This is a genomic window from Tropicimonas marinistellae (genome assembly GCF_001509585.1).
Taxonomy (GTDB): Bacteria; Pseudomonadota; Alphaproteobacteria; order Rhodobacterales; family Rhodobacteraceae; genus Tropicimonas; species Tropicimonas marinistellae.
In genome coordinates, this window is the sequence record NZ_LNCI01000003.1 from 172,992 (window position 1) to 196,240 (window position 23,249).

At 63.2% G+C, this 23,249-nt stretch carries 25 protein-coding genes and 1 tRNA gene; 11 read left to right on the forward strand and 15 right to left on the reverse strand.

Going from position 1 to position 23,249, the window contains the following annotated elements:
- Positions 1–7 precede the first annotated feature (7 nt).
- Positions 8–223 (reverse strand): hypothetical protein, encoded by a 216-nt coding sequence (locus ARC39_RS07030; protein ID WP_068113205.1) that lies wholly within the window; start codon positions 221–223, stop codon positions 8–10.
- Positions 224–364: 141 nt separating this feature from the next.
- On the opposite strand from ARC39_RS07030, the gene ARC39_RS07035 reads away from it, so the two are divergent.
- Together ARC39_RS07035 and ARC39_RS07040 are read left to right on the forward strand one after the other, a co-directional pair.
- The gene (locus ARC39_RS07035; protein ID WP_068112163.1) at positions 365–649 is read left to right on the forward strand and encodes a DUF2312 domain-containing protein; all 285 of its coding nucleotides are present in this window, start codon (positions 365–367) and stop codon (positions 647–649) included.
- 157 nt (positions 650–806) lie between these two features.
- Entirely contained in the window at positions 807–1,397 is a 591-nt protein-coding gene (locus ARC39_RS07040) for a hypothetical protein (RefSeq protein WP_068112166.1), read from the forward strand.
- A 55-nt stretch (positions 1,398–1,452) separates the two neighbouring features.
- Here ARC39_RS07040 and ARC39_RS07045 read toward each other — a convergent pair whose 3' ends face one another.
- Positions 1,453–1,689, reverse strand: coding sequence for a DUF1150 family protein (locus tag ARC39_RS07045; RefSeq protein WP_068112168.1), 237 nt, complete (start codon positions 1,687–1,689; stop codon positions 1,453–1,455).
- Positions 1,690–1,699: 10 nt separating this feature from the next.
- Positions 1,700–2,113, reverse strand: coding sequence for an Hsp20 family protein (locus ARC39_RS07050; RefSeq protein ID WP_068112171.1), 414 nt, complete (start codon positions 2,111–2,113; stop codon positions 1,700–1,702).
- A 168-nt stretch (positions 2,114–2,281) separates the two neighbouring features.
- Between ARC39_RS07050 and ARC39_RS07055 the strand changes: the two genes are divergently transcribed.
- From ARC39_RS07055 to ARC39_RS07070, 4 genes are all read left to right on the forward strand, one after another.
- Positions 2,282–2,500 (forward strand): YdcH family protein, encoded by a 219-nt coding sequence (locus ARC39_RS07055; RefSeq protein WP_068112173.1) that lies wholly within the window; start codon positions 2,282–2,284, stop codon positions 2,498–2,500.
- Between the two features lie 69 nt (positions 2,501–2,569).
- Positions 2,570–3,055, forward strand: a complete 486-nt coding sequence (gene purE / locus ARC39_RS07060) for a 5-(carboxyamino)imidazole ribonucleotide mutase (protein WP_068112177.1) — start codon at positions 2,570–2,572, stop codon at positions 3,053–3,055.
- Entirely contained in the window at positions 3,052–3,807 is a 756-nt protein-coding gene (locus tag ARC39_RS07065; protein WP_068112180.1) for an NAD(P)-binding domain-containing protein, read from the forward strand. Before purE ends, ARC39_RS07065 begins: the two co-directional genes overlap by 4 nt.
- 7 nt (positions 3,808–3,814) lie before the next feature.
- Positions 3,815–4,885 carry a 5-(carboxyamino)imidazole ribonucleotide synthase gene (locus tag ARC39_RS07070; RefSeq protein WP_068112183.1) on the forward strand — a complete coding sequence of 357 codons (1,071 nt, stop codon included), beginning with the start codon at positions 3,815–3,817 and terminating at the stop codon, positions 4,883–4,885.
- A 79-nt stretch (positions 4,886–4,964) separates the two neighbouring features.
- On the opposite strand, the gene ARC39_RS07075 is transcribed toward ARC39_RS07070, so the two are convergent.
- Positions 4,965–5,222, reverse strand: coding sequence for a DUF167 domain-containing protein (locus ARC39_RS07075; RefSeq protein ID WP_068113207.1), 258 nt, complete (start codon positions 5,220–5,222; stop codon positions 4,965–4,967).
- Positions 5,223–5,890: 668 nt separating this feature from the next.
- On the opposite strand from ARC39_RS07075, the gene ARC39_RS07085 reads away from it, so the two are divergent.
- Positions 5,891–6,397, forward strand: coding sequence for a DUF3299 domain-containing protein (locus ARC39_RS07085; protein WP_161470940.1), 507 nt, complete (start codon positions 5,891–5,893; stop codon positions 6,395–6,397).
- On the opposite strand, the gene ARC39_RS07090 is transcribed toward ARC39_RS07085, so the two are convergent.
- Entirely contained in the window at positions 6,390–7,331 is a 942-nt protein-coding gene (locus ARC39_RS07090; protein WP_068112191.1) for a helix-turn-helix domain-containing protein, read from the reverse strand. The two genes, ARC39_RS07085 and ARC39_RS07090, sit on opposite strands and share 8 nt — an antisense overlap.
- Positions 7,332–7,457: 126 nt before the next feature.
- On the opposite strand from ARC39_RS07090, the gene gntH reads away from it, so the two are divergent.
- Positions 7,458–8,903: a guanitoxin biosynthesis MBL fold metallo-hydrolase GntH gene (gene gntH, locus ARC39_RS07095; RefSeq protein ID WP_236545143.1), complete on the forward strand. Its 1,446-nt coding sequence runs from the start codon at positions 7,458–7,460 to the stop codon at positions 8,901–8,903.
- A 167-nt stretch (positions 8,904–9,070) separates the two neighbouring features.
- Here the strand turns inward: gntH and ARC39_RS07100 are convergent, their stop codons facing one another.
- From ARC39_RS07100 to ARC39_RS07130, 7 genes are all read right to left on the reverse strand, one after another.
- Positions 9,071–10,069 carry a Gfo/Idh/MocA family protein gene (locus ARC39_RS07100; RefSeq protein WP_068112194.1) on the reverse strand — a complete coding sequence of 333 codons (999 nt, stop codon included), beginning with the start codon at positions 10,067–10,069 and terminating at the stop codon, positions 9,071–9,073.
- Positions 10,066–10,953: a sugar phosphate isomerase/epimerase family protein gene (locus ARC39_RS07105; protein ID WP_068112197.1), complete on the reverse strand. Its 888-nt coding sequence runs from the start codon at positions 10,951–10,953 to the stop codon at positions 10,066–10,068. The genes ARC39_RS07100 and ARC39_RS07105 overlap by 4 nt, the downstream gene beginning before the upstream one ends.
- Positions 10,954–10,972: 19 nt before the next feature.
- Positions 10,973–11,806, reverse strand: a complete 834-nt coding sequence (locus ARC39_RS07110) for a carbohydrate ABC transporter permease (protein WP_068112200.1) — start codon at positions 11,804–11,806, stop codon at positions 10,973–10,975.
- Positions 11,806–12,732, reverse strand: coding sequence for a carbohydrate ABC transporter permease (locus ARC39_RS07115; RefSeq protein WP_068112202.1), 927 nt, complete (start codon positions 12,730–12,732; stop codon positions 11,806–11,808). Before ARC39_RS07115 ends, ARC39_RS07110 begins: the two co-directional genes overlap by 1 nt.
- Positions 12,733–12,820: 88 nt before the next feature.
- Entirely contained in the window at positions 12,821–14,041 is a 1,221-nt protein-coding gene (locus ARC39_RS07120) for an ABC transporter substrate-binding protein (protein WP_068112205.1), read from the reverse strand.
- Positions 14,042–14,068: 27 nt separating this feature from the next.
- The gene (locus ARC39_RS07125) at positions 14,069–14,977 is read right to left on the reverse strand and encodes an alpha/beta hydrolase (RefSeq protein WP_068112208.1); all 909 of its coding nucleotides are present in this window, start codon (positions 14,975–14,977) and stop codon (positions 14,069–14,071) included.
- Positions 14,974–15,672: a GntR family transcriptional regulator gene (locus ARC39_RS07130; RefSeq protein WP_068112210.1), complete on the reverse strand. Its 699-nt coding sequence runs from the start codon at positions 15,670–15,672 to the stop codon at positions 14,974–14,976. The genes ARC39_RS07125 and ARC39_RS07130 overlap by 4 nt, the downstream gene beginning before the upstream one ends.
- Positions 15,673–15,803: 131 nt before the next feature.
- On the opposite strand from ARC39_RS07130, the gene ARC39_RS07135 reads away from it, so the two are divergent.
- Both ARC39_RS07135 and ARC39_RS07140 read left to right on the forward strand, forming a co-directional pair.
- Positions 15,804–16,880 carry an ABC transporter ATP-binding protein gene (locus ARC39_RS07135; protein WP_068112214.1) on the forward strand — a complete coding sequence of 359 codons (1,077 nt, stop codon included), beginning with the start codon at positions 15,804–15,806 and terminating at the stop codon, positions 16,878–16,880.
- A 260-nt stretch (positions 16,881–17,140) separates the two neighbouring features.
- Positions 17,141–18,430, forward strand: a complete 1,290-nt coding sequence (locus ARC39_RS07140; RefSeq protein WP_068112216.1) for an NAD(P)H-dependent oxidoreductase — start codon at positions 17,141–17,143, stop codon at positions 18,428–18,430.
- Between the two features lie 1,142 nt (positions 18,431–19,572).
- Here the strand turns inward: ARC39_RS07140 and ARC39_RS07155 are convergent.
- Positions 19,573–19,662 (reverse strand) — tRNA-Ser (locus tag ARC39_RS07155).
- Positions 19,663–20,556: 894 nt separating this feature from the next.
- Entirely contained in the window at positions 20,557–21,789 is a 1,233-nt protein-coding gene (locus ARC39_RS07160; RefSeq protein WP_068112226.1) for a urate hydroxylase PuuD, read from the reverse strand.
- A gap of 100 nt (positions 21,790–21,889) precedes the next feature.
- Between ARC39_RS07160 and ARC39_RS07165 the strand changes: the two genes are divergently transcribed.
- Entirely contained in the window at positions 21,890–22,810 is a 921-nt protein-coding gene (locus tag ARC39_RS07165; RefSeq protein ID WP_068112229.1) for a LysR family transcriptional regulator, read from the forward strand.
- An 8-nt stretch (positions 22,811–22,818) separates the two neighbouring features.
- On the opposite strand, the gene uraH is transcribed toward ARC39_RS07165, so the two are convergent.
- Positions 22,819–23,172 (reverse strand): hydroxyisourate hydrolase, encoded by a 354-nt coding sequence (uraH, locus tag ARC39_RS07170; protein ID WP_068112232.1) that lies wholly within the window; start codon positions 23,170–23,172, stop codon positions 22,819–22,821.
- Between the last annotated feature and the right edge of the window lie 77 nt (positions 23,173–23,249).

Below are 23,249 nucleotides of genomic sequence, written 5' to 3' on the forward strand. Positions count from 1 at the left end.
TGTGCCCTCAGGCCAGGATTACGCCAACGACAACCATCATCAGGCCGACTGCAGAAACCGCAAGCGAGCCGAGGTTCCACACCACCACTTTCTGCAGTCGCTCCCGCATTACCGCGTCCTCCAGTCCTTGCCTGCGCGCCCGCGCAACCGAGACGACGCATCCGATGATCCCTGCTAGCCCCACCAGCGAAATCGCAGCGCCGATCCAGATCAGAAGTTCCATCACACCTCCCACAAGCCGTCCCATCGTCCGCGCTATCCTCTCTTGCGGGCAGGCGCAACCGGTCTTGCGGGCCGAGGCGGGGCCTTATAGGACAGGGCTTCTGTAGGGCCATGCGAGCACCACGATAGGACAGAGGCAGTCATGAGCGACATTCCCAGCGAGAGCGGCAGCACCGCCGCGAGTGATGCGACATACAAGGTTGCAGCCGGCGAGTTGCGGCAGTTCATAGAGCGGTTCGAACGTCTCGAAGCCGAGAAAAAGGACATTGCCGAGCAACAGAAGGAAGTGATGGCCGAGGCCAAGGCGCGCGGCTATGACACCAAGGTCATGCGCAAGGTTATCGCACTGCGCAAGCGCGAGCCGGACGACATCGCCGAGGAAGAGGCCGTGCTCGAGATGTACAAGGAAGCGCTTGGGATGAGCTGATGCGCATCTCGGGTCAGGATTCACGCCGGGCCTGCAGGCTGCTCCCAAAGAACGGCGCGTACACAACCCATGCGGGTGGGCGCCCAATTTCCGTCCTCAATCTTCGCGAAAATGCCGCCTCGGCCCTGTGCGGAGGCCACGATTTCAATGTCCCTTCATGCGCGAGTTATGGTTCGCGGTTGAGGGTTGCGACGTGGCGAGGGAAGAGCGTTCGAGTTTCTGGACGACCGGAATCTGGGTCATGCTGCGCTATCTCGCGCTGCCAATCCTGATTTGCGTCGGGGTCTATCTTCTGGCGGGGCCGACCAAGCGCGCGCAGATCCATGCACGGCTGGCAGCAATTGCAATGCCCGTGACCGAGGCGGTTGGCGCATTTCTCGGCCGTTCCGAGGCATTGCAGGCGCGCGTCCACGTGAAGGAGCCGGATATCAGTGCCGACACTGGGAAGCTTCGGCTGTCTGACCTTCCCGTGGCCGCGGTCGTCCCGGTCGTCAATCTTTCCGACTTGCCGGAAGTCGAAGGTACACGGCATGTGAACCTGTCGGATCTTCCTGAACCGGTCGACAACACTGTCTATTTCTTGACGGACAAGCCGCAGCGCGAACTGGCCGTGGCACGTTCCATTCGTCCAGTTGTTCGCCCCTCGAACCTCTCAGGAACTGTCCCCATCGTGCCCGGACCCGACGCTATTGCAGCTGAATCCACGCAACCGCTCCGGTTTACGACTTTCAACGGGTTATCGAATTAGCCCTCGGCCTCCGCACGCTGTGGATGCGATGAACGAGCCCGAGACCTTGGGCGGATCAGTGAACGTTGACCGGGGTCAGGTCGTTCTGGCGGGCGAGGACAAATGCCAACTTGCGGCCGCGGACCAGAGCGAGCCGTTGACCCTGCGCGTCATGTACGGAGTAGAGATCTTCCACGCCTTCGGCCTGCTGTTGCAGCTCTTTCGGAAGGTCGCTTACGTCAACAGGACGGACGTAAACGATGGGTTTCGTCTCCGGTGTCGGCGCATCGCCGAGCGGGTGCTTGTGATCCATTCCTGCCTCCTTACGATTGATTGATCTGGATCGTCTGGACGATTGTTTCCGGCACCGCATGTTCCAGGTCGACGTGCAAGAGCCCGTTCTCCATCTTGGCGCCCGTCACTTCCACGCCGTCGGCCAGAACAAAACTCCGTTGGAACTGGCGTGCCGCGATGCCGCGGTGCAGGAAGATCCGTTCGCCCTCGTCATCGCCCTGGCGTCCGCGGATCACGAGTTGACGATCCTCGACAGTGATCGAAAGGTCTTCTTCGGCAAAGCCCGCTACGGCGAGCGTGATCCGATAGCTACGATCACCGGATTGCTCGATGTTATACGGTGGATAGCCCTCGTTCCCGGACTTTGCAGTTCGTTCGACGAGGCGCTCAAGCTGCTCGAATCCCAACAGAAATGGATGCGAGCCAAGGGCGGTTTTGGTCATCGGGCACGTCCTTTCGCGAAGCGACCATGCGATTTCGGGCCCCGCATTCGGGCACCCTTCGAAAAATATGGGCGCAAGGACGCAGCTCTGCAAGGTTCGGGCTTTGCGGGGGGCGGTAGAAAACCCTATATTCGGAGTGTTGTCGCGAAAAGTTCAGACAAGGCACGCATGAACGCACCTAACGAAATGGACCCGATCGAGGTTAAGCGCGTGAAGTTGCAGGTGCTTGTTCGCGAGCATCGGGATCTCGACGAGGCTATCCGTGCCCTCGAAGAAACGGGGACGGCGGATTCTTTCACCATTCGTCGTCTGAAAAAGCAGAAACTGTCGCTCAAGGACCGGATTGCCGCTCTGGAAGACGAGATTACTCCGGACATCATCGCCTGACCGAATTGCCCCCGTTGCCCTCTGCCAAGGCGCTGCTATGGTGCGCGCTCTGTTGAGCAGGAGGGTGCCATGGCGGAGCCGAAAGTGGGAATCATCATGGGGAGCCAATCCGACTGGCCGACCATGAAGGAAGCGGCCGCGATCCTGGATGAACTCGGCGTGACCTATGAAGCGCGCATCGTCTCGGCCCACCGCACGCCCGACCGCCTCTGGAGCTATGGCAAGAGCGCCGCGGAGCGTGGTCTGAAGGCCATTGTTGCCGGCGCGGGCGGTGCGGCGCATTTGCCTGGAATGGTCGCCTCGAAGACCCGCGTCCCTGTCATCGGTGTGCCGGTGCAGACGAAGGCGCTCTCCGGCGTCGATTCACTCTATTCCATCGTGCAGATGCCGCGCGGCTTTCCGGTCGCGACGATGGCCATCGGTGCCGCAGGCGCCGCCAACGGCGGATTGATGGCAGCGGCGATCCTGGCCAACGAGGATCCGGCGCTCGCCAGCCGTCTCGAAGAATGGCGTGCGGCGCTTTCCGCCTCGATCCCGGAAGTGCCGGAGGGATGAGTCGCCTTGGCTTCATCGGAACCGGGCATATTGCGGCCCCGATGGTGCGGTTTCTCGCGGCGCGTGGGCATGAGATCACGGTCACCCGGCGAAACGAAGGGGTGTCCACGGCGCTGGCCGCGGAATGTGGTGTCGCGGTGACCGATGCGGCTGGTGTACTTGAGCAATCCGATATCGTCTTTCTCTGCCTGCGCCCACATGTGGCGGCGGAGGTTCTGCAAGGGCTAGCGTTTCGCAGTGACCACCGGATCGTTTCGGTCATGGCGGGCGTGACCGAGGCCGAGTTGAAATCGCTCTGCGCGCCGGCTGCGGATTTCGTCCAGACTATTCCGCTTGGGTTTCTGGAGCAGGGCGGGTGCCCACTCGCGGCCTACGGCAACGCGGAGCTTCTGAGCACGCTTTTTGAGCCGGAGAACCCCGTCGTGACGACCCCGAGCGAGGCCGCACTGAACGCTCATTTCGCGATTTGTGCCATGGTGCCGGGCATCCTCGATCTCATGGAGAGAGCCAGCAGCTGGCTCGGCGCAAAGACCGGCAACGCGGCGGCGTCCGAATTCTACACAACGCAACTCACCGCTGGTTTTCTGGACGCCATGGAAAAGGGGGCGGCTGGTGGGCTTGCAACGGAGCGCGACGCGCTTGCAACCGATGGCACACTGAGCCTGCAAATGGTCGATGACCTGCGCAGCGGCGGTGCCCAGGATGCTCTCTGCGCGGCGCTGTCTGCAATCGACGAACGTTTGAACGGATAGAGTGACTATGCCCATCCTACCGCCCGGTGCGACGATCGGAATCCTCGGCGGCGGCCAGCTTGGCCGGATGCTATCCGCAGCGGCGGCCCGCCTCGGCTATCGCTGCCACATATTTGAGCCGGGTGCGGCGCCGGCCGGCGACGTCGCGGCCGCCGTCACCCAAGCGTCCTACGAGGATGCGGAGGCGTTGGAGCGCTTCGCCCGCGCTGTGGATGTGGTGACCTTCGAGTTCGAGAATGTCCCGGCCGAAGCGCTCGACCGTATCGAGGCGCTACGACCGCTGCGTCCGAACCGCCGCGCGCTGGCGGTGAGCCAGGACCGATTGTCGGAGAAGGACTTTCTGAACGGTCTCGGTTTGAAAACAGCCCCTTACGCGAATGTCGAATGCGCGGCGGATCTGGCCGCCGCCGTTGTCGCGCTCGGGCTACCAGCAATCCTCAAGACCCGGCGGCTGGGATACGACGGCAAGGGGCAGGTGCGGATCACCGACGCGGCACAAATCGAGACAGCTTTTGCGGAGATGCAGGGCGCGCCGGCGCTGCTGGAAGGGTTTGTCGACTTTTCCATGGAGATCTCTGTCATCGCCGCCCGCGGCCTGTCCGGCGAGGTCTCGTGTTTCGATCCCGGGCAGAACGTTCACGAAGGCGGCATATTGCGCAGTACCACGGTGCCCGCGCCGATCCCTGCGGCGTTGCGCGCCGATGCCGTGTTGCTCGCTGGTCGCATCCTGAATGCACTGGACTACGTGGGAGTTCTGGGCGTCGAACTTTTTGTCACCACCGACGGTTTGTTGGTGAATGAGATCGCACCTCGCGTCCATAATTCTGGCCATTGGACCCAGAACGGCTGTGCGGTGGACCAATTTGAACAGCACATTCGCGCTGTCGCTGGCTGGCCGCTCGGCGACGGAAGCCGCCATTCGGATGTGGTGATGGAAAACCTCATCGGCGCTGACGTTGATCGCGTACCCGATCTGGCTTCCGCGCCGTCCGCGGCTATCCATCTATACGGCAAGGCGGATGCGAGGGAAGGCCGCAAGATGGGCCATGTCAATCGGGTCTCGCCGAAAGCGGACTGAAACGATTTCGGTTTTCGGATTCGGCCGGTACAGCCGCGACAATCCGGTCAGCTGCGCCCCGCGTTCGGGTGACCCGGTGTCAGGACTCGATCCTGAATACCTTGTTGCGCGACGTGCCGCCCCGCACCAGTTTCAAAGTCGATTTAGGAACGCCGAGCGCCTTGGCCAGCAGCGTTTGCACGGCGGCATTGGCTTTGCCGCCCTCCGGTGCGGCCGTGACGTAGACACGTAGACCATCATCTGAATGTTCCACGGCATTGCGCGACGCCCGTGGCGTCACTCTCGCGGCGATCTCGGCGCCCGGAACGGCCAGATGTGAAAGGTTCGCCTTTTTCATTGTCATCACCCAGTGAGGCGAATGCCTTGGAAGATCAATGCACATTAACCCCCTGAGCACGGGCGTTCAGGAACATTGGACGCTGCGTCGACGGGTTCTGAGTGGTTGGCGACCTGGAGCGGGCGCGTCAGGCACCGACCTCGGGCAGTTCAATACAGGGTACCGCAAGGCCGTTTCGACCTGGTGTGGGAATGGGCCGGAGGACCGGCATCTCGGAAGAACAGCCCCTTCTCTCGGATGACGTCTGAGCCATGCTCCAGTGAAAACGCGCCTGACACGAGATTGCCGTTAGCGAGACATTGCGATCTAGCAGCGGGGCAATTCAATGGCCCTGGGTCCTCGCGCGCGGTTCCGGATGCGGGCGTTGGTTGCTGGAAAAACTGGAAGCGTTGGAGACGCAGCCAGCACGATTTCGGATCACTGCAATCGGCCTCAGGACGCCCTAACGCCATGGACGGTCGATGGTCAGGAAAAGCTCCGGATCGATCCAATTGCCGATGCTACGCGTGTCCGGTTTTCCCATGGCTCCGTTTGGAAACCGCCGTTTGCACCCGGCACGGGCACCATCGAATTTGCGCAGGAAAACGGTCGCCGCGGTTCTTCCGTCTCCGTCGATTGGGTAGCATCGATCGGAATCCGGGATGGAGGCGAGAGCGTTGAAGCAACGTATGAGCAGAAGATACGCAGTTGGCGTTCTTGGTGCCGGCATACTAATGCCGGCGCTGGTGCGACGGGTATCCGCAATGGCCGAACCCGTGGACCTGAATTGGAAGGATCTCCGCCCATTGCCGGCGCGAGGATTTTCCACGGGTAGCGTTGTAAACCACTCCCGCCTGCCGGAGCGCGACTATTCCGATCCGCGGGCTTACATGGTCGAGAAGAAATACAATGGGAAGCTTGTTCGCCTTCCGGGATATCTGGTCCCACTTGAATTCGACCGGATGGGCGGCACCGAGTTTCTCCTCGTGCCGTTCGTAGGGGCCTGTATCCACGTCCCGCCGCCACCGCCGAACCAGTTGGTCTATCTGACGACGACCGATCCCTACCAGATGAATGCCATGTTCGAGCCAGTCTACGCGATTGGAGTTCTGAACACCGTGTTGGCCGAGACCGACCTTGCGGATGCAAGCTATGTGATGCAGGGGCATCGCTTCGAGAAGGTCACGTTCAACTGACGCGCGCCAGCGTCTCGGAGGGGCGTTCGCCGAAGGCGCGGCGATAGTCGGTCGCGAACTGCCCCACATGGGTGAAACCGTATCGCGCCATCACTTCGCCGACTTGTACGTCACTGGGCCCGGCCACCAGCAACTCCCGGCGCACTCTCCCAAGGCGTGCGCGTTTCATGAACGCTGCCGGCCCAACCCCGAACCGATCCAGGAAAGCGGTCTCCAGCGTCCGTCTGGACACTCCCGAGCTGACACAAAGCGCTGCCACGGGAATTTGCTGCCCAGGTGCGGCGTCGATCAACTCAAGGCAATGCGTTACGGCGCGATCCTTGGAGGGCCCGTTGGCCGGTCGGGTGCGGAGCCCGGCCTGTTGAAGCCAGCTCAAGACAAGGTCCGCAGTGATCTTCTCCACCCGTTCCACCGTTGCCCCGGGATGCCCCTCCCGGGCAGCCATGAGGATTGCCCGGGCCGCGGCCACCCTGGCCGGGGGCGGGCGGAAAACCTCCGGCCGCTGACGCAGGGCCGGGAGCGGCACGTGTTCCCGTTCGGCAATCGCGGCCACCTCGGCCTCCTCGATGGAGAGGCAGAGATTGAGGAAATCCGGCCCGGAGGCGGCGCGCAACTCGGCCCCTTCGTGAAAGACCATGACTTCATCCGAGCTTGCCTGCTGCCCGCGCCACCAAATAGGGGGCGTCCGGTCGGACAGGAGAACGAATGTATGGCGGTGCGCTGGTGGCATTCCGGCCTGGTCCAGCGGCGCCCGCAGGCGCGCGGAGCCGAAATCGACGCAGCCGAAGCGGATCTGTACGATCTCAGCCGCAGATCCCTTGCCGAGCGAGCCACCCAGCGGCACGAAATCGAGGTCCCAGTTCTTCGTCGCCTCGCAGAACTGCTCCATGTCGTCGAAGCTCGCCTTCAGTAGTATCGTACCCTTTAGCGGCACCCCGTACCTTTCCTCGGTTCAGTGCTTGAAAGACCCGTAAAACACCAATCCTTGCGCATTCTCGATCATTGCACGCCGAGAGGGATGTTAGCAATTTTCCATCCCGCGAATGCGAAAGGAAACGTGATGGCAAAAGGACAGATGCTGGCGGCGGGTCTGCTCGCCTGCGCAGCGCTCGGTGCGTCAGAGTTTGCGATGGCCCAAACTCCCGCGCCGCCCGAGCTTGCAGAGCCCTCCGACGAGGACAAGATCATGGCCGCGCTCACCGGCGGCATTTCAGGCGACCGCTGGAAAGAGGGACTGCTCTTCGAAGGCGTGGAACCGATGGACCACATGCAATCGGCGTCCAACTGGTTCCCCGGCACCGAGGACGTGCAGCCTGAAGAGATGCGCATCATCTTCATGGGCACCTCGCCGATCATCCGCCCCGGCCAGATGAACACCTCGATCCTCGTGCAACTCGGCAATGGCGAGAACTATCTCTTCGATGTCGGCGAAGGCTCTGTCGCCAATATCAACGCCTCCAACATCGCGCTGAACGAGTTGGACAAGATCTTCATCACCCACCTCCATGTCGATCACTATAACGCGCTGCCCTATATCTATGTCTTTGGCGGCTGGTCGGGCCGCTGGCACAACCCGCTGCGTGTGTTCGGTCCTTCGGGCCGCACGCCGGAATATGGCACGGCGGCGATGATCGAGGGCATGAAGCAGATGGTGAAATGGCACACCGATGCCTTCTCCGTCTTCCCGGTCGGGCAGGGACACGACATCGAGGTGAACGAATTTCCCTTCGACGATGATGGCGGGGTGGTGCTCGAAGAGAACGGCGTCAAGATCATCCACTGGCAGCGCAGCCACGCCAAAGACGGGGCCTCGGCCTACCGGCTCGATTGGAACGGCCTCTGCTTTGTCTGGACCGGCGACGGGCGGCCCAACATGCGTGACGTCGAATACGCCAAGGGGTGCGACGTCTACGTGACTGAAACGCAAACGGAACTGGTGGAGATCTCCGCCGGCGTGCAGGGCGTGCCGCCCTTCCTCGCGCGCTACACGATCGACACGCATCACACGCCGGGCTACGCGGCCGGCTATGTCGCCAACCTGATCCAGCCGCGCATGTTCCTGACCACGCATATGCCCTTCGACCCCTATCTCAACGAAGAGACAGTTGCCGAGATCCGCGAGCACTGGCAGGGCCCGTATCACTTCGGCGCGCCGGACGGGATCGTGGTCAACGTGACCAAGGACAAGATCTGGGTGCGCGAAGGGATCATTCCGGATTATCCCAACAACCGCGCCCCGCAGTTTAACTTCGACAACGACCAACTCGTGGTGCCGGGCCCGCCGACCACCCGCGAGGAGATCCAGAACGCGGGCATTCGCGAGAGCCAGATAGACCCGGATCTCTACTATCCGGAGGGCTACAAGCCCGAGTTGATGGAAGACTGGCCGACGGGCAAGGAAGACCTTGTCGTGCCTTACGAGGCGCTGCCCCCGGCATTGCAGGCTGGCATGGGCGACACCTGGCGCAAGCGGAAGGCGCTCCGGGAGTATCACGGTCTGGAGTAGCAGATTACTCGCATATTGATCCTGTCGGACCCGGCTCCAGCTTGGCGGGTCCGCATGCATCGCTGACCAATTTCGGGATACAGGACGTCGCCGCTCATCATCCGGCGTGCCGCGAACGCTCCGTTCGGTCGCACCGGCTGCGTACAGGAAACGAGGCCAATGGCCGCCTATGCCTCAACCAACCGGATCATCCGTTCCAAACGCTCCATCGCGAGAACGCCGTCCTCAATGGTTGGCATCTCGCGGTTGTCCCCCCTCAGAACCGCCGAGGCGTCGGCGACCAGCCCGCTATACCCCTTGTGATCCTCATTGGCGGCCGCCGTGAAATTGGGTTGCCAGGTCAGGGTGTCGACCGTGTCGTCGAGGGTCGCCGCCGGGTTGTCGGCCTTGAAGGGCGGGTCCCTGTGAAGCTCGACATTGACGATGTTGTCCACCTCGATCCGCTTGTGATCGCCCATGATGCGGACCTCCTCCATCGGGGTCCCCCGTGACTGGACTGTGCCCATCACGATATTGCCGATCGCACCCGCCTTGGTCGTGAACCCAAGGTGCAGCAGAAGCCGACCGGGCGCCGGGCTGACCTTGCGCACGCTCAGATCACCGAATTCGCTCGATGCAAACCAGGGGATGAGGTCCATGTAGTGGATGCAGTGGTGCAGGTAGAAGCCGGTGTAGTCCGGCTCGCCCTCGAAATAGGTGGGCGCCGTAAGATAGCTTCCGGTTATTCCAAGAATTGGGCCAAAATCTCCATTCCTCAGCAAGTTCATCGCAATACGATTGCCGCTGGAATAGCGCTTCATGAAGCCCACGATCACGGGCTTGCGGGCCTTTTGCGCGGCCGCGGCCACATCCCGCGCCCCGGCGGCGGTGGCGGCGGGCGGCTTCTCCATGAAGACGGGCAAGCCGCGTTCCAGCGCGGCGATTGCCGCAACCCTGTGAATCTCGGGACCGACAGCCATACCGATTGCGTCCAACCCGGGATGCCGCAGGAGATCGCCAAAGTCGGCGTAGCAGTCTGTGACACCGTAGGCCCGCGCGGTTGCCGCCATGGCCGCTCCATCCCTGTCGCACAGGGCAGCCAGCCTGATGTCATGATCCGGCAGGCGGGGCAGAAGCATCTGGCGAGCATGCCGCCCACATCCGATCCAGCCGATGTTCAGGGTCATTGGTCCACCTCCGCAAGGGCCAGCGCCGAGCGGATCACGCCGAGGCCGGCTTTCAGCTTGTCGCTCTCGTTCTCCCGAGGCGCACGCCAATGGGCGATGGGGAGCGCCACCCGGTCATCGGCGCGGCGGAAGGGCTCGAGCGAGACGGGCCCAGTGTACTTTGCCTCATCCAGCGCACGGCAGATCGCGGGCCAGTCGAGGTGGCCGGTTCCGGGATGGCCGCGGTGGTTCTCGTTCGCCTGGAAATGGACGATCCGCGAGCCCGCGGCGCGGATCGCATCGGGAATGGAGCGTTCCTCCATGTTCATGTGGAAGGTGTCGAGCAGGATGCCGAGGCCGGCGTCGTCCACCGCGTCGACAACCTCGATAGCCTGCCTTGTGGTGGAGAGAATGTCGGTCTCGAACCGGTTCAGCGGCTCTACGGCGAAGACCTTCCCGGCGGCGCGGGCAACAGGGGCGACCGCGGCCAGCCCCTCGATGGTGCGCGCGGCGCGGGCGGCAATATCTTCGTCGGTTCGGGGAACCGGCGGGCGGCCCGCGAAGACCATGGGCTCGCCATAGAGCGGGCCGCCGATGATGCGCGCGCCGACCGCCTCGGAGATTTCGACGCAGGATTTCAGGTAGTCCAGCCCACCCGACCGCGCAGCGGGATCGTCCGAGGCAATCGAGCGTTGCGGATTGACCCGCGCCGCGAGAACGATGTCGATGCCGGCGTCCTGCGCGGCTTTGCGCACCTCGACCGGTGACAGGTCGTCCTCCGGTTCCGGGACCAGTAACTCGACGAAGTCAAAACCGAGCGCCTTCGCGTGGGCGAAATAGTGCAGGTCACGCCCGGTGAATGGACGCGTGAACTGCATCGAGATAATGCCGACGGGGTTGTCCAAGTGGTTTTCCTTTCGAGGCTCAGCCTTTGACCGCGCCCTGGGTGAGGCCGGAGATCAGGCGCTTCTGCACCAGCAGGAACAGGACGGTGGCCGGCATCGCGCCGACGATGCCGCCAGCAGTCAGAAGGCCCCATTGCACCTCGTACTCGCCGATCAACGTCTGCACCGCGACGGTGATGGTTCGCACGTTGCGGCCGCCGAGCGTCAGCGCGTAGAGGTATTCGTTCCAGGCGGTGATGAAAATGTAGATACCGGTGGCGATGATCCCCGGCAGGCAAAGCGGCAGCACGACCCGCAGCATGGCGCCGAGACGCGTGCAGCCGTCGGTCATCGCGGCTTCGTCCAGCGATCGGGGGATGCCGTTCATGTAGCTCGTCATCATCCAGACCGAGAACGGGATGGCGATGGTCGAGTTGGCGATGATGAGTGCAAGGTGACTGTCCAGTAGCCCAAGGACCCGCATCAGCACGAAGAGTGGCAGGATCAGCAGCACCAATGGGAACATGTTGATCAGCAAGAACTGCATCATCAGCATCCGGCGTCCCCGGAAGGTGAAGCGGGAGAACGAATATGCCGCCGTAACGGACAGCGACAGTCCGACGACGACGGTGCCGCTCGCGACGATGAAACTGTCGAGCAGGTTGTCGGCGAAACCCACGGTGCGGAACAGGCGGGTGTAGTTTTCGACCGTGGCGCCAGAGATCGAAGGACCCACCGTAAACAGCCGGCTTTCCGGTGTAATCGACGTCAGGAACATCCAGAGGTAGGGGCCAAGCGTGAAGGCGAGGATTGCCAGCATCGGCAGGTCCACCGTCAGTATCCGGCGACGCAGGGATTTCCGCTTGAGTGCCATCAGCGAAGGGCCTTTCCGGTGCGGCGCAGGTAGATCACCACGATGATCATCAGCAGGATCGTGAAGGTAACGGCCAGCGCGGAACCGTATCCGAAGTCGAGATTGGTGCGCGCCTTGATGAAGGCATAGAGCGGCAACGTGTAGGTGGCGTAGCCCGGCCCCCCACCCGTCATGACGAAGATGACGTCAAAGGAATTGGCGACCCAAATGACACGCAGCAGGACGGCGGTGACAAGAACACCGGAGATGCCCGGCAGTGTGATGTGCCTGAATTGTCGCCAGGCGGAAGCGCCGTCGATCGAGGCGGCTTCGTAGTAGCTTTTCGGAATGGCCTGCAGGCCGGCCAGGATCATGACCGCGAAGAAGGGAAATCCCTGCCAGGTGAGCGTCAGCATGATGGCGCCGAGCGCGGTATCTGGATTGGCAAGCCACGGCACGGAGCTCTGGATTACCCCCAGCCGCAGCAGGAAGTCGTTCATGACGCCGTAATTGCTGTCGTAGATCCAGGCCCACATCAGCGCGATCACGACCGAGGGCAGTGCCCAGGGGATGATGATCAGCGCACGGGCAAGCGGCCGCCACGGGAAATCCTGGTTGAGAAGCAACGCCGTGACGAGCCCCAGCAGGAGCTGGGCGGGCACGGTCACACCGATCCAGATTAGCGTGTGGCGGAGCGAGATCCAGAAGACCTCGTCGTGGAACACGGCGCGGAAATTGTCCAAGCCAATGAAATCGAAGTCTTTCGGGCGGAACAGAACGTACTCGTGAAGGCTCATCCAAGCGGTCTGGAGCATCGGCAGAAAGACGATGGCGAGCGTCACCAGCACCGCTGGCGAGAGCATCGCATAGGGCAGAACCTGCCGGGCTAGCGAGCGGCGCACCGGACGTTCGGGCATGGCGTGGCGGGGAATGTCGGTGGCACTCATCGGGCGTCGGGCTCTGTCGGGGCGAGCTTGGGTGGCATGGCGATCGGGCGGGGCGACGACTGACGCCGCCCCGTCGTGTTGGTTCGGGTCACTCGGCAAAGAGCTCGGCGATCTCGGCGTTCATATCTTCCGCGGCGATTTCCCCGGTGAGCGCGCGCTGCATCGCGACCGGCCAGACCGTGTTGACGAAATCCGAGGTCTCGGAACGGTTGGGGAGCAGGTTCGCGAAGGGCAGGGAGTCCATCGTCGCCGTGACGAAACGCTCTGGGTGGAGCGACCAGCCAGCGCTGTCGGTTTTCGTGACCGGAAGCTGGCCCGTTGCCTCGTTGAACATCGTGTTGTTGCCGGCCGTCGAGAGGAATGAGATCCACTTCCACGCCGCGTCCTTGTCCTCGGCTGTGGAGAAAACGGCTGTGCTCTCGTCACCGAAAGCGGTCCAGTGGCCGCCACCGCATTCGGGCACCGGTGCCGCGGATACCTTGTCGCCAAGCGCTTCGACCATGCCGTTGGCCGAACCGATGTGGTGGATGGTCATTGCCGTCGTTCCGGCCTTGAAGGCGCCGATGATCTCCTGGAACCCGTCATTGGGGGCCGAGGGCGGGAACACGCCGTCCTCGCGGAACAGGTCGACGACAAACTTCGTGCCCGCCACGGCGGCTTCGGACTCCATTCCGCTTACGAGATCGGCCCCTTCACGGCTGAGCGTGAGACTGGCCCAATGGTCGTGCCCGCCCTTGCCGCCCCGAAAGCCGAAGCCATAGACATCCATCTGCCCGTCGCCGTTGGTGTCCCGCGTGAGCGCCTTGGCGACCTCGCGGAATTCGTCGCAGGTCGACGGGACGCCGAGCCCGAGTTCGTCGAACATGTCGGCACGGTAGTAGAGATAGAGCGCGACATACTGCACCGGAAGGTAGTAGTTCTCACCGTCCGCAGCGGCGGTCAGGTCAAGCAGGTTGTCCAGAAGGTCGGCTTTGCCCTCCCAAGCGCCAATTCGCTCTCCGAGCGGCTCCAGTGCGCCCATTTCAAGAAGGCGCGGCTGGGCGAACATCTTGACCATCGCCGCATCCGGCGCGTTGCCACCGACGATCGACGTGTAGAGCGTATCGTAATAGCTGTTCCAGGGGACGTTCTCGGCCTCGATCGTGATGCCGGGATTGGCCTCCTCGAATGCCGCGACCAATGCGTCCATCGGATTGTCGGCATTGTCGAAATGGTACCAGAAGCGCACCGTGCTGTCGGCGCTGGCAGCACTGGCCGCAAGTGCGAGTATGCTGGCGGTCAAACCAAGTCTGATAGTCGTGTTCATCATCGTTTCCTCCCTTTGATGACTGTCCGTTCAGGCGATCACCTCCCGGAACGCCTCGCCCGCCCGCTCGAATGCTTCTGTCGCTTCGGGCAGGGCATTTCCCATCTGCATGAACCCGTGGATCACGCCTCGGCAAAGATCATATCGGTCACTGCGTCCCACGGCCTTCAGGCGCGCCACCAGCAACTCGGTGTCGGATCGCAGCGGGTCGAGTTCCGCCGCGTTGAGATAGAGGAGGGGCAGACGCGCGAGCTCGCTGTCGGTGGCGCAGAGCGGAGCCACAAGGGGGTCAGCCCGATCTTCGGGTTGGGCGTACAGGTTCCAGTAGGCACGCATTCCCGCCCGCGTCAGGCCCGGTCCATCGGCCTGCTCGATATAGGAGTCCGTCTCGAAATCGGCGCCATAAACACCGTAGAACAGCAGAGCCGTCGCGGGCATCTCGCGCCGTTCGGCAAGGAGCCGTAGCATGAGTGCGAGGCAGAGGTTCGCCCCCGCGCTGTCCCCGGCAAGACTCCACCGCCGGTCCCGCGGGCGCGCCTCCCACGCCGCCAGACAATCGTCGAGGCCGAGGGGGTAGGGATGCTCGGGCGCGAGTCGATAATCGAATGTCAGAACCGGCGCCCGGCACGCGTTCGCCAACCGCCGGGCCGCGCCTTCGTGGGTCGCAGGTGAACAGAAGGCCCAGCCACCGCCATGAACCTGCAGGATCGCATCGCTGCCCTCGTCGTTGTCGGGAACGACGAGACGCGATGGCATGCCCGCGTGCAGGACGGTCCGTGCCTCTGCCATCTCGGGCAGGTCTTCGTTCCAGCGAAGGTTGTTAAGCAGAGACAATGAACGCCCATGCATGGGCTCCACGTCCGTCGGGTGCGGCAGCCCGGCATCCTCGATTTCGAGCCTCTTCAGGACCGCCTTCATGGACGGGCTCGGATGTCTCATTGGGCGCTCCGCCCCGTCAGATCGGGGCCGAAATCCACGATGGTTGAAATATGGTGGCGCAACACATCCACGAGCCGGGCCGGGTCCCGGGCACGCAGCGCATCCAGGATCGGAACATGTCGTTCCGCGGTTTCCTCCAGATCCCGCTGTTGTCCGGAGTTCATGATCTTGAACCGGTGCACATGAACAAGACATCGGCGAAGGACCGGAGTCACAAGCGGCAGGTCCGCTGCCTCGAACAGGGTGAGGTGGAATGCCCGGTCATGCGCCGCCAGATCGTACTCGTCCGCATCGCGCGCCGCGTTTCGCATGTCGTTGAGCTTGTCGTGCAGGATCTCGTAAAGGTCTCCACCGGCCATACTCATCAGCCGATCGATACTGTCGCATTCGATGCTCAACCGAAGCGCGATCAATACGCGTGCGTCGGCCGAGCGGCATGGCGCGACCGACGTTCCCCGGCGCGGCCGCCGCGCGACCAAGCCCTCCTCGTTGAGCCGCATCAGGGCTTCCCGGACAGTGCTCTGACTACAATCGAAACGCTCAGCGAGATCCAGTTCGATCAGGGCGCTTTCCGGCTCGGCAAGGCCGAGAACGATTTCCCGCTGCAATTCGTCGAACACCGTCTCGCTCCGCCGGCCGGATGATCTCGCGGCGGCGTCGCTGGCAGTGTGGCGATAGGTGGTTGGGGAAACCATCGCTGTTCTGCGCCCTCTCCCTACAGGTTCCATCTTGCGTGTTGATTATCGATAACAAGCAAATTATCGATAATGCAATGGTGAATTTCGCGTGAACCGGCCCGCGGGCTGTCAGGATGAGAGGAGCGACGATGGCTGAGGTGCGGCTGGAAGGGATCGTCAAGGACTACGGAGGATTCCGCGCAATCCACGATGTGGACCTCGATGTCGCCGACGGCGAGTTCGTCGTCTTGGTGGGTCCGTCCGGTTGTGGCAAGTCCACCTTGTTGCGAATGATTGCGGGGCTGGAAGAGATCTCGGGGGGGCGGTTGCTGATCAGCGAGCGGTTCGTCAACGAGGTAGAGCCACGCGACCGCGACGTGGCGATGGTCTTTCAGGACTACGCGCTCTATCCCCAAATGACGATTGCCGAAAACATCGGTTTCGGGCTGCGAATGCGCGACTGGAAGAAGTCCGACATAGAACGAAAGGTCCTCGAATGCGCCCGAATACTGCAGATCGAGCCGCTGCTTGAGCGGCGGCCGGCGCAACTCTCCGGCGGTCAGAGACAACGGGCCGCCATGGGCCGGGCGATCGTGCGCGACCCATCGGTTTTCCTTTTCGACGAGCCCCTGTCAAACCTCGATGCCAAGCTTCGCGTCGAGATGCGCACCCAGATCAAACGCCTTCATGCAATGCTTGGAACCACGACCATCTACGTGACGCATGACCAGACGGAGGCGATGACGTTGGCAGATCGCGTGGTGGTTCTTGACGCTGGGCGCGTGGTGCAACAAGGACACCCGCTTGAACTCTATGATCGGCCCAATTGCCGCTTTGTGGGGGAGTTCATCGGTTCGCCGCAGATGAATATCCTCGATGCGGTTGTCGACCGAAACGAACGACAGACCGTTCTGCGCTTCGGATCAACATCCGTTCCCACAGCGGACCTTCCCCTTCGGACGGGCGCGCACGTGGACGTTGGTATTCGCCCCGAGCACATTTACTGGACCTCTGTCGACGACGGCCTTTTGACACCGAAAGTGGATGTCTACGAACCGCTGGGATCGGACACGATGGCGATCTGCGATCTTGAAGGCCAGGAAGTGACGGCCCGTCTTGACCCCAAGGTCCGGATCAAACCCGCCGAACGCATCGGTCTGGGGTTCGATGCCAGCAGTCTTCACTTCTTCGATCCACAGGATGGGGTACGGATCGATCCTGTCTGATCGCGCAGTATCGTGGCGGCAGGTCCGTCGCTCAGGTGTTGGCCCCCGGAACGATACGTCGACAGGCTGCGCACGCGTGATCGAGGTAACCTGCTGCCCGGCGCATTGCCCAGGCCCCTTCTCAAATCTCCTGATAAGCTCCAGCATTGTGAGTGCGTCAGTCTCAACCCGGCGCGGTTGGAAAAACCGGCCCTCGTAAGCCGCCGCGACATATCGTTTTCCGATCTGTCGACTGGCATCCCGCAGACTTGGAGAAGGTCATGAACCTTGCGCGACTATCAGCTGAAGCCAATGACCGAGGAAGGCCGATCAGGGCCGGATTGATCGGGGCTGGCAAGTTCGGCTCAATGTTCCTTTGCCAGGTACCCGGCATCCCGGGCTTGGACGTCACCGCCATCGCCGATCTGGACACCGCTCGGGCGCACACCGCCTGCCGTACCGTTGGATGGGACGAGGACCGGGTCGCCGCGACGGCGTTTCTCGACAATGGAGCCGATCTGGCAGCGCGCTCCGACGTCGATGTCGTGATCGAAGCGACTGGAAATCCGTACGCCGGCATTGCCAATGCGCGCGCCGCGATCGCTTCGGGAAAGCACGTGGTGATGGTCAGTGTCGAGGCGGATGTTCTGGCAGGGCCCGTGCTCGCGGCCGAAGCCGCGTCTGCGGGCGTTTGTTACTCGATGGCGTATGGAGACCAGCCGGCATTGGTGTCCGAGATGGTCGACTGGGCGCGCGCGGCGGGGTTTCGGGTGGCGGCTGCGGGAAAAGGCACCAAGTACCTGCCGGCGTACCATGCCGTGACGCCTGACCACGTCTGGGAACACTACGGCTTGACGCCCCAGGAGGCGGCGGCGGCGGGCATGAACCCACAGATGTTCAACTCCTTCCTCGACGGCACGAAGAGCGCGATCGAAATGGTGGCCATCGCGAATTCCTGCGGGCTGGATGTTCCGGCGGGCGGCCTTGCGTTTCCGCCATGCGGTGTGGACGATCTCGCCCACGTGTTGCGGCCCCGCGCCGTGGGCGGGCTGCTGGATGCGGCCGGAATGGTGGAAACCGTGTCATCGCTGGAACGCGATGGCCGGCCCGTGTTCCGCGACCTGCGATGGGGCGTGTACGTCGTGCTTGAGGCCCCGAACACCTACGCCGCTGCTTGTTTTCGGCAGTACGGGCTTCCTACCGACACGACCGGGCGTTTTGCGGCGATGTACAAGCCCTACCACCTTATCGGGCTGGAACTCTCGATTTCGGTGCTGAGCTGTGCGTTGCGGGGGGAGCCGACCGGCTGCCCAAGAGAAATGCGCGGGACGGTGGCGTCCATAGCCAAACGCGACATGAAGGCCGGCGAGGTGCTTGATGGCGAGGGAGGGTACACGGTTTGGGGCAAGGCGCTTCCCATTGCCCGCGCTGGCCGGGCTTTGCCGATCGGCTTGGCCCATGGGGTGCGCCTCACACGCGACATCGGCGTGGGCGAGATGCTCATGATGGACGATGTGGAACTTCGGGACGACGCCGCGACGAAGCTGTACAGGTCGATGCTGGCAGGATGACATCCCGACGGCCGTCCACGCGGGGCCGGTGTTCCGAATAGGAGCTCAGGGGGTGACCGGCGTCACCGCGCAGGGAGGTCGCGCGATGCCTGCAAGATCGGGCTGGTCGCGACGATCCCCGCGTTCGGCGGCCGGGAGGCTGGCCACGAGCGGGCTCACGAGATCGACCGGTTTGCCTGCCTCATGCGTCGGCGCGCCGGCCCGGATCGGAGTGGCGACCTCGAACCGGGTGGCCGCGTGTCTCACGGTGAGACAGGAACCCACGCAAAACACTTCAATGGGTTACGAGGCGGGATTCACCGATCCTTAAGGATTGGGCGCCGCTGATCGCCGCCAGAGCTGCGGAGGGTGCGCGCCCCGCGCGATGCCTTGTGCAGTGTCGGGGCACTGGCGGCGACGCCCCTTTCCGCGCTGGGAGGGCGGACCCCGGTGTCCGGTGTGAGAGCGTCGCGCCGCGCCGTCATTTCTCGAAGGCGGGTCGGGCAGATCGCCGGTTCCTTCTGGCGCGGCGCAAGCATCCGTTCGGCCATCCTGAGCGGGGTGGGGGACAGCGCCTGCCGCAGTGGAGGTGCACCTGCTTGCGGGTGGCGACGGCCTTCGCCACGTCGGCGCGGCTGGTGATCGGCCACGTCGCGATGGTGGCGAACGGCCCGCGCAATTTCCGGACGGCTTCGTGACCGGGGCGCGCGACAAGAGGGCCGCGGTGTCGCTCTGGACGAATGTCCAGCGCCGGGGGCGGCACGCAGCTGAGCCTTCAACGACCGCCACGCCCCTATCTCGCCGGAGATCGATGGCGATCCTGGCACTGTCGTAATGATCCTCGACGGGAAGGGGCCGACGAAGCCCGAGGAAATCGGACTCTGGTGGGCGCCATGGCCGGATGGCGTGACGTTTGTGCGATGACGTGTGTCGGGCACAATGGCGTTGCGTGGGGCGCCGCCTGACGGCCGCGACCGGGGTCATTCAAAGCGCGCCCGAAGAGTATGGGGTCCCTTGCGAAGGGCCTGCCGTCACACGATCAAGGGACGGGAAGCCGACACTCCGACAACACCCCGGACCCGCTTTGAGGTGGGGTTGGGGCGTATTTGGTCCGCGGGACGAACCGGCAAAGAGCCGATTTGTCGATTATACTCAATAGGTGGTGGCGGAGACGAAGGGATTCGAACCCTCGAGACGGTTTCCCGCCTACTCCCTTAGCAGGGGAGCGCCTTCGACCACTCGGCCACGTCTCCGTCGACCCGTATAGCCGGGCAACCGCAGGAAACTCAAGGCGAAATTGTCGGCATCTCCCCGGGACGCCGGGAGGGTGTCAAACCCTTGAAATGGCGTCGAAAGGCGCCCAGCGGGGGCAAGGATTCGACGACGGGACGTGCCGGAATGACAGAATTCACGGCGATCCACGGGATATCCGGCGCGGTCCCGCTGTGCGTTGCGGCGCAGGCATTCCGCCGATTCTGGGGCTGGGCGTCGCGATACTTGCGGCGATCACGGCCCTGCACGACTTGCTCGCCCGGGCAGAGGGCGCGGGGCTCCTGGAATGGGACGGCATTCATGCCGCAAAGGGGCGCTTGCGCGGCAAGGCAGCGTGTGGCGCCGTCCCGGAGGTGGGGAAAGGGGGCGATGTGGCGGTGAAACCCAGTTGCGTTTCTTGGACGGATGTCAGGAAGCTGCCGGTTTGCGTGCCGCCCCGTACCACAGCATCGCGCAAGGCCGGTCAAATCCCGGTCGTCTGCCTTGCCGGGCCGCAATGGCGGGGCGGATGGCAATCGCGCCGAGTTCATGACGTGACTCCGGTTTTCGGAACTTCACACCGAGGCCGGTGTGGCCCCGTGGCGGTGGGGGCAGGACTGCGATTATCTGACGGGCTACCGGCGTGAGCGCGTCCGCGCGTGGCCAGTGGTCTCAACAGGCACGTCGTGGTGGGTTTACTGCGACGTCGAAGGTGCCGCAGCGCCGACGTTTGAAGCGTTCGTCGCCCGTCTGGAGCCTTGGCGAGCGACGCGGTGCGAAAAGGTACGAAGCCCGATTGCGGTGCGGCACCGTCGAACAATCCGAACCGCGATGCTGCCGTCGCGGATGCGGGCGGGGAGCCTGCCTCTGGCGTCTTGCTCCCTATGATAGGGGCGTCAGCCGCCTGCCACGTCGCGATACCAAGCGACGATATAGGCGCGGTATTCCGCATCCATCTCGATCGCGTTCGGGGGCGGCATGGCATGCGAGATACCGGCCTGCAGGTAGATCTGCTTCGCGTGGCGCGCGACATCGGCCTCGGTTTCGAGCACGACGCCCTTTGGCGGGGCGATGATCCCGTCCCATGCCGGTTCGCGGGCATGGCACATGGAGCAGTTCCCGGTTACGGCGTAGAATGCCTCCTCGAAACTCTCGGCCGAGGCGAATTTCTGCTCGTACGGGGTGAGTGCGCGGGCCTCGGACTCCTCGTAGCTGTCCATGCCGGGAACGGTCGAGAGCCAGGCGATGACGACCATGATGATCGCGGTGGCGAGCCAGGTCCAGGTCGGGCCCTTTCCGGTCGCATGCATGGTGTTGAAGTAATGCCGGATCGTGACGCCGGTCAGGAAGATCAGGCTGGCGATGATCCAGGCATACTGGGTTCCGAATGCCAGCGGATAGTGGTTGCTCAGCATCAGGAACACGACCGGCAGGGTCAGGTAGTTGTTGTGGGTCGAGCGCACCTTGGCGATCTTGCCGTATTTCGCATCCGGCGTGCGCCCGGCCTTGAGGTCTTCCACGACGATGCGCTGGTTGGGCATGATCTGGAAGAAGACGTTGGCTGTCATGATCGTCGCTGTGAAGGCGCCGAGGTGCAGCAGGGCCGCGCGACCGGTGAAGATCTGGTTGTAGCCCCAGGACATGATGACCAGGATCACGAAGAGGATCAGCATCAGCAGCGTCGGCTGCTCGCTCAGCTTCGACTTGCACATCGCGTCATAGGCCAGCCAGCCGATGGTCAGGGAACCGCCGGAGATCAGGATGCCTTGCCACAGGGCAAGATCGGCTTTCGTGGGGTCCAGCAGGTAGAGCTCGCCGCCGACCCAGTACATGATCATCATCAGCGCGGCGCCGGAGAGCCATGTCGTGTAGCTCTGCCATTTGTGCCAGGTGAGGTGTTCGGGCATTTCCGCCGGTGCGACGAGGTACTTGACGGTGTGGTAGAAGCCGCCGCCGTGCACCTCCCATTCCTCGCCATGCGCCCCTTGGGGCAGCGACGGGTTGGGCTTCAGCATCAGGTCGAGGGCGATGAAGTAGAACGATGCGCCGATCCACGCCATCGCGGTTATGACGTGGAGCCAGCGGACCGCGAAGGCGACCCAATCCCACATGACGGCCAGATCGTACATGGCGTGTCTCCCAAGCTTTGTCTTCCGGGTCACACTAGGCGAGTCGCGTTTGTTCCGGTATTCCTAACAAAAGCCAAGCTGCGTCAAAAAAATCGGAACAATGTCCTACCTCGACAATATCCGGACCTTCGTGCGCGTGTATGAGTTGGGCAGCATGTCGGCCGCCGGCCGGGACCTGCGGATTTCTCCGGCGGTGACATCCTCGCGGATCTCTCAGCTCGAGGAACACCTTGGCGTGCGTCTGTTCCAGCGCACCACGCGCAGCCTCGCACCGACGGAACAGGGGAAGTCCTTCTATCGCGGCGCGATGGATATTCTCGAAGCCGTGGAGAGTGCCGAGGCGCAGATCGTCAGCATTACCGAGAACCCCAAGGGGTCCCTCTATGTCGCCGCCCCGCTCGGCGTCGGGCGTCGGCTCATCGCGCCCCAGGTGCCGGATTTTCTAAAGAAATATCCGGAGGTTATGGTGCGTTTGCGGCTGACGGACCGGAAAGTCGACCTGACGACGGAGGGGCTCGATCTTGCGTTCTTCCTCGGCCAGCCGGAGGACAGCAACCTGCGTATTCGCAAGATCGCCGACGTGGATCGCGTTCTTTGTGCGGCGCCTTCGTACATTGCGGCGCGCGGTATGCCCGCGGACGGCGATGCGCTCGTCTCCGAGGGGCACGAATGCCTGAGCCTGCGATTTCCCGGCGCCACGGAGTTCCAGTGGCTGTTGCTCACGGCGGAGGGGCCACGGCGGTTCCGGGTGTCGGGCCGGTACGAATGCGACGACGGCGACGTTCTGACGGACTGGGCGCTTGCGGGGCAGGGGATCGCGATGAAGCCGATATTCGAGATCGCCGAGCATCTGAAATCCGGTGCGCTCGTTCCCGTGGCGACCGGCACGCCTCCGGAGCCCATCCAGATGGCGTGTCTGTTCACGCATCGTCGGCGGCAGGACCCCAAGACGCGGCTGTTCATGGAATTCATGATCGACCGCATCAGCGCCCGTGTGCGCGATACCGACGCGGTCCGGTAATCGACCGGTCAACTTCCCCGGTAGGTCGAATACCCGAACGGCGAGAGCAACAGCGGCACGTGATAATGCGATGCCTCCGACATTCCGAAGCGGATCGGGATCACATCGAGAAAGCGCGGCGTCTCCGGCGGTGTGCCGCAGGCGTCGAGATAGGCGCCCGCATGGAATACCAGCTCGTAGACACCGGTTGAGAATGCACTGGCAGGCAGGATCTGCTCGTCCGTCCGGCCGTCGTCGTTGGTCTCGACTGTCTTCAGCAGGGTCCGCGTGTCGCCCTCGATCCGATAGAGGTCTATGGTCAGCCCCTTCGCGGGGCATCCGCGCGCGGTGTCCAGTACATGCGTTGTAAGATAGCCGGTCATCGCCGTTCCTCCCTGCTTCCCGGCCGTTTTATCCGGTGGGCGATACCGGATTCAAACGTCGGACCGCCGAAGGCTCC

Bases quoted from the DNA above. Each gene is read 5' to 3' on its own strand.
- ARC39_RS07030 (WP_068113205.1), bottom strand. From the start codon at position 223: ATGGAACTTCTGATCTGGATCGGCGCTGCGATTTCGCTGGTGGGGCTA.
- ARC39_RS07035 (WP_068112163.1), top strand. From the start codon at position 365: ATGAGCGACATTCCCAGCGAGAGCGGCAGCACCGCCGCGAGTGATGCG.
- ARC39_RS07040 (WP_068112166.1), top strand. From the start codon at position 807: ATGCGCGAGTTATGGTTCGCGGTTGAGGGTTGCGACGTGGCGAGGGAA.
- ARC39_RS07045 (WP_068112168.1), bottom strand. From the start codon at position 1,689: ATGGATCACAAGCACCCGCTCGGCGATGCGCCGACACCGGAGACGAAA.
- ARC39_RS07050 (WP_068112171.1), bottom strand. From the start codon at position 2,113: ATGACCAAAACCGCCCTTGGCTCGCATCCATTTCTGTTGGGATTCGAG.
- ARC39_RS07055 (WP_068112173.1), top strand. From the start codon at position 2,282: ATGAACGCACCTAACGAAATGGACCCGATCGAGGTTAAGCGCGTGAAG.
- purE (WP_068112177.1), top strand. From the start codon at position 2,570: ATGGCGGAGCCGAAAGTGGGAATCATCATGGGGAGCCAATCCGACTGG.
- ARC39_RS07065 (WP_068112180.1), top strand. From the start codon at position 3,052: ATGAGTCGCCTTGGCTTCATCGGAACCGGGCATATTGCGGCCCCGATG.
- ARC39_RS07070 (WP_068112183.1), top strand. From the start codon at position 3,815: ATGCCCATCCTACCGCCCGGTGCGACGATCGGAATCCTCGGCGGCGGC.
- ARC39_RS07075 (WP_068113207.1), bottom strand. From the start codon at position 5,222: ATGAAAAAGGCGAACCTTTCACATCTGGCCGTTCCGGGCGCCGAGATC.
- ARC39_RS07085 (WP_161470940.1), top strand. From the start codon at position 5,891: ATGAGCAGAAGATACGCAGTTGGCGTTCTTGGTGCCGGCATACTAATG.
- gntH (WP_236545143.1), top strand. From the start codon at position 7,458: ATGGCAAAAGGACAGATGCTGGCGGCGGGTCTGCTCGCCTGCGCAGCG.
- ARC39_RS07100 (WP_068112194.1), bottom strand. From the start codon at position 10,069: ATGACCCTGAACATCGGCTGGATCGGATGTGGGCGGCATGCTCGCCAG.
- ARC39_RS07110 (WP_068112200.1), bottom strand. From the start codon at position 11,806: ATGGCACTCAAGCGGAAATCCCTGCGTCGCCGGATACTGACGGTGGAC.
- ARC39_RS07115 (WP_068112202.1), bottom strand. From the start codon at position 12,732: ATGAGTGCCACCGACATTCCCCGCCACGCCATGCCCGAACGTCCGGTG.
- ARC39_RS07120 (WP_068112205.1), bottom strand. From the start codon at position 14,041: ATGATGAACACGACTATCAGACTTGGTTTGACCGCCAGCATACTCGCA.
- ARC39_RS07125 (WP_068112208.1), bottom strand. From the start codon at position 14,977: ATGAGACATCCGAGCCCGTCCATGAAGGCGGTCCTGAAGAGGCTCGAA.
- ARC39_RS07130 (WP_068112210.1), bottom strand. From the start codon at position 15,672: ATGGTTTCCCCAACCACCTATCGCCACACTGCCAGCGACGCCGCCGCG.
- ARC39_RS07135 (WP_068112214.1), top strand. From the start codon at position 15,804: ATGGCTGAGGTGCGGCTGGAAGGGATCGTCAAGGACTACGGAGGATTC.
- ARC39_RS07140 (WP_068112216.1), top strand. From the start codon at position 17,141: ATGAACCTTGCGCGACTATCAGCTGAAGCCAATGACCGAGGAAGGCCG.
- ARC39_RS07160 (WP_068112226.1), bottom strand. From the start codon at position 21,789: ATGTACGATCTGGCCGTCATGTGGGATTGGGTCGCCTTCGCGGTCCGC.
- ARC39_RS07165 (WP_068112229.1), top strand. From the start codon at position 21,890: ATGTCCTACCTCGACAATATCCGGACCTTCGTGCGCGTGTATGAGTTG.
- uraH (WP_068112232.1), bottom strand. From the start codon at position 23,172: ATGACCGGCTATCTTACAACGCATGTACTGGACACCGCGCGCGGATGC.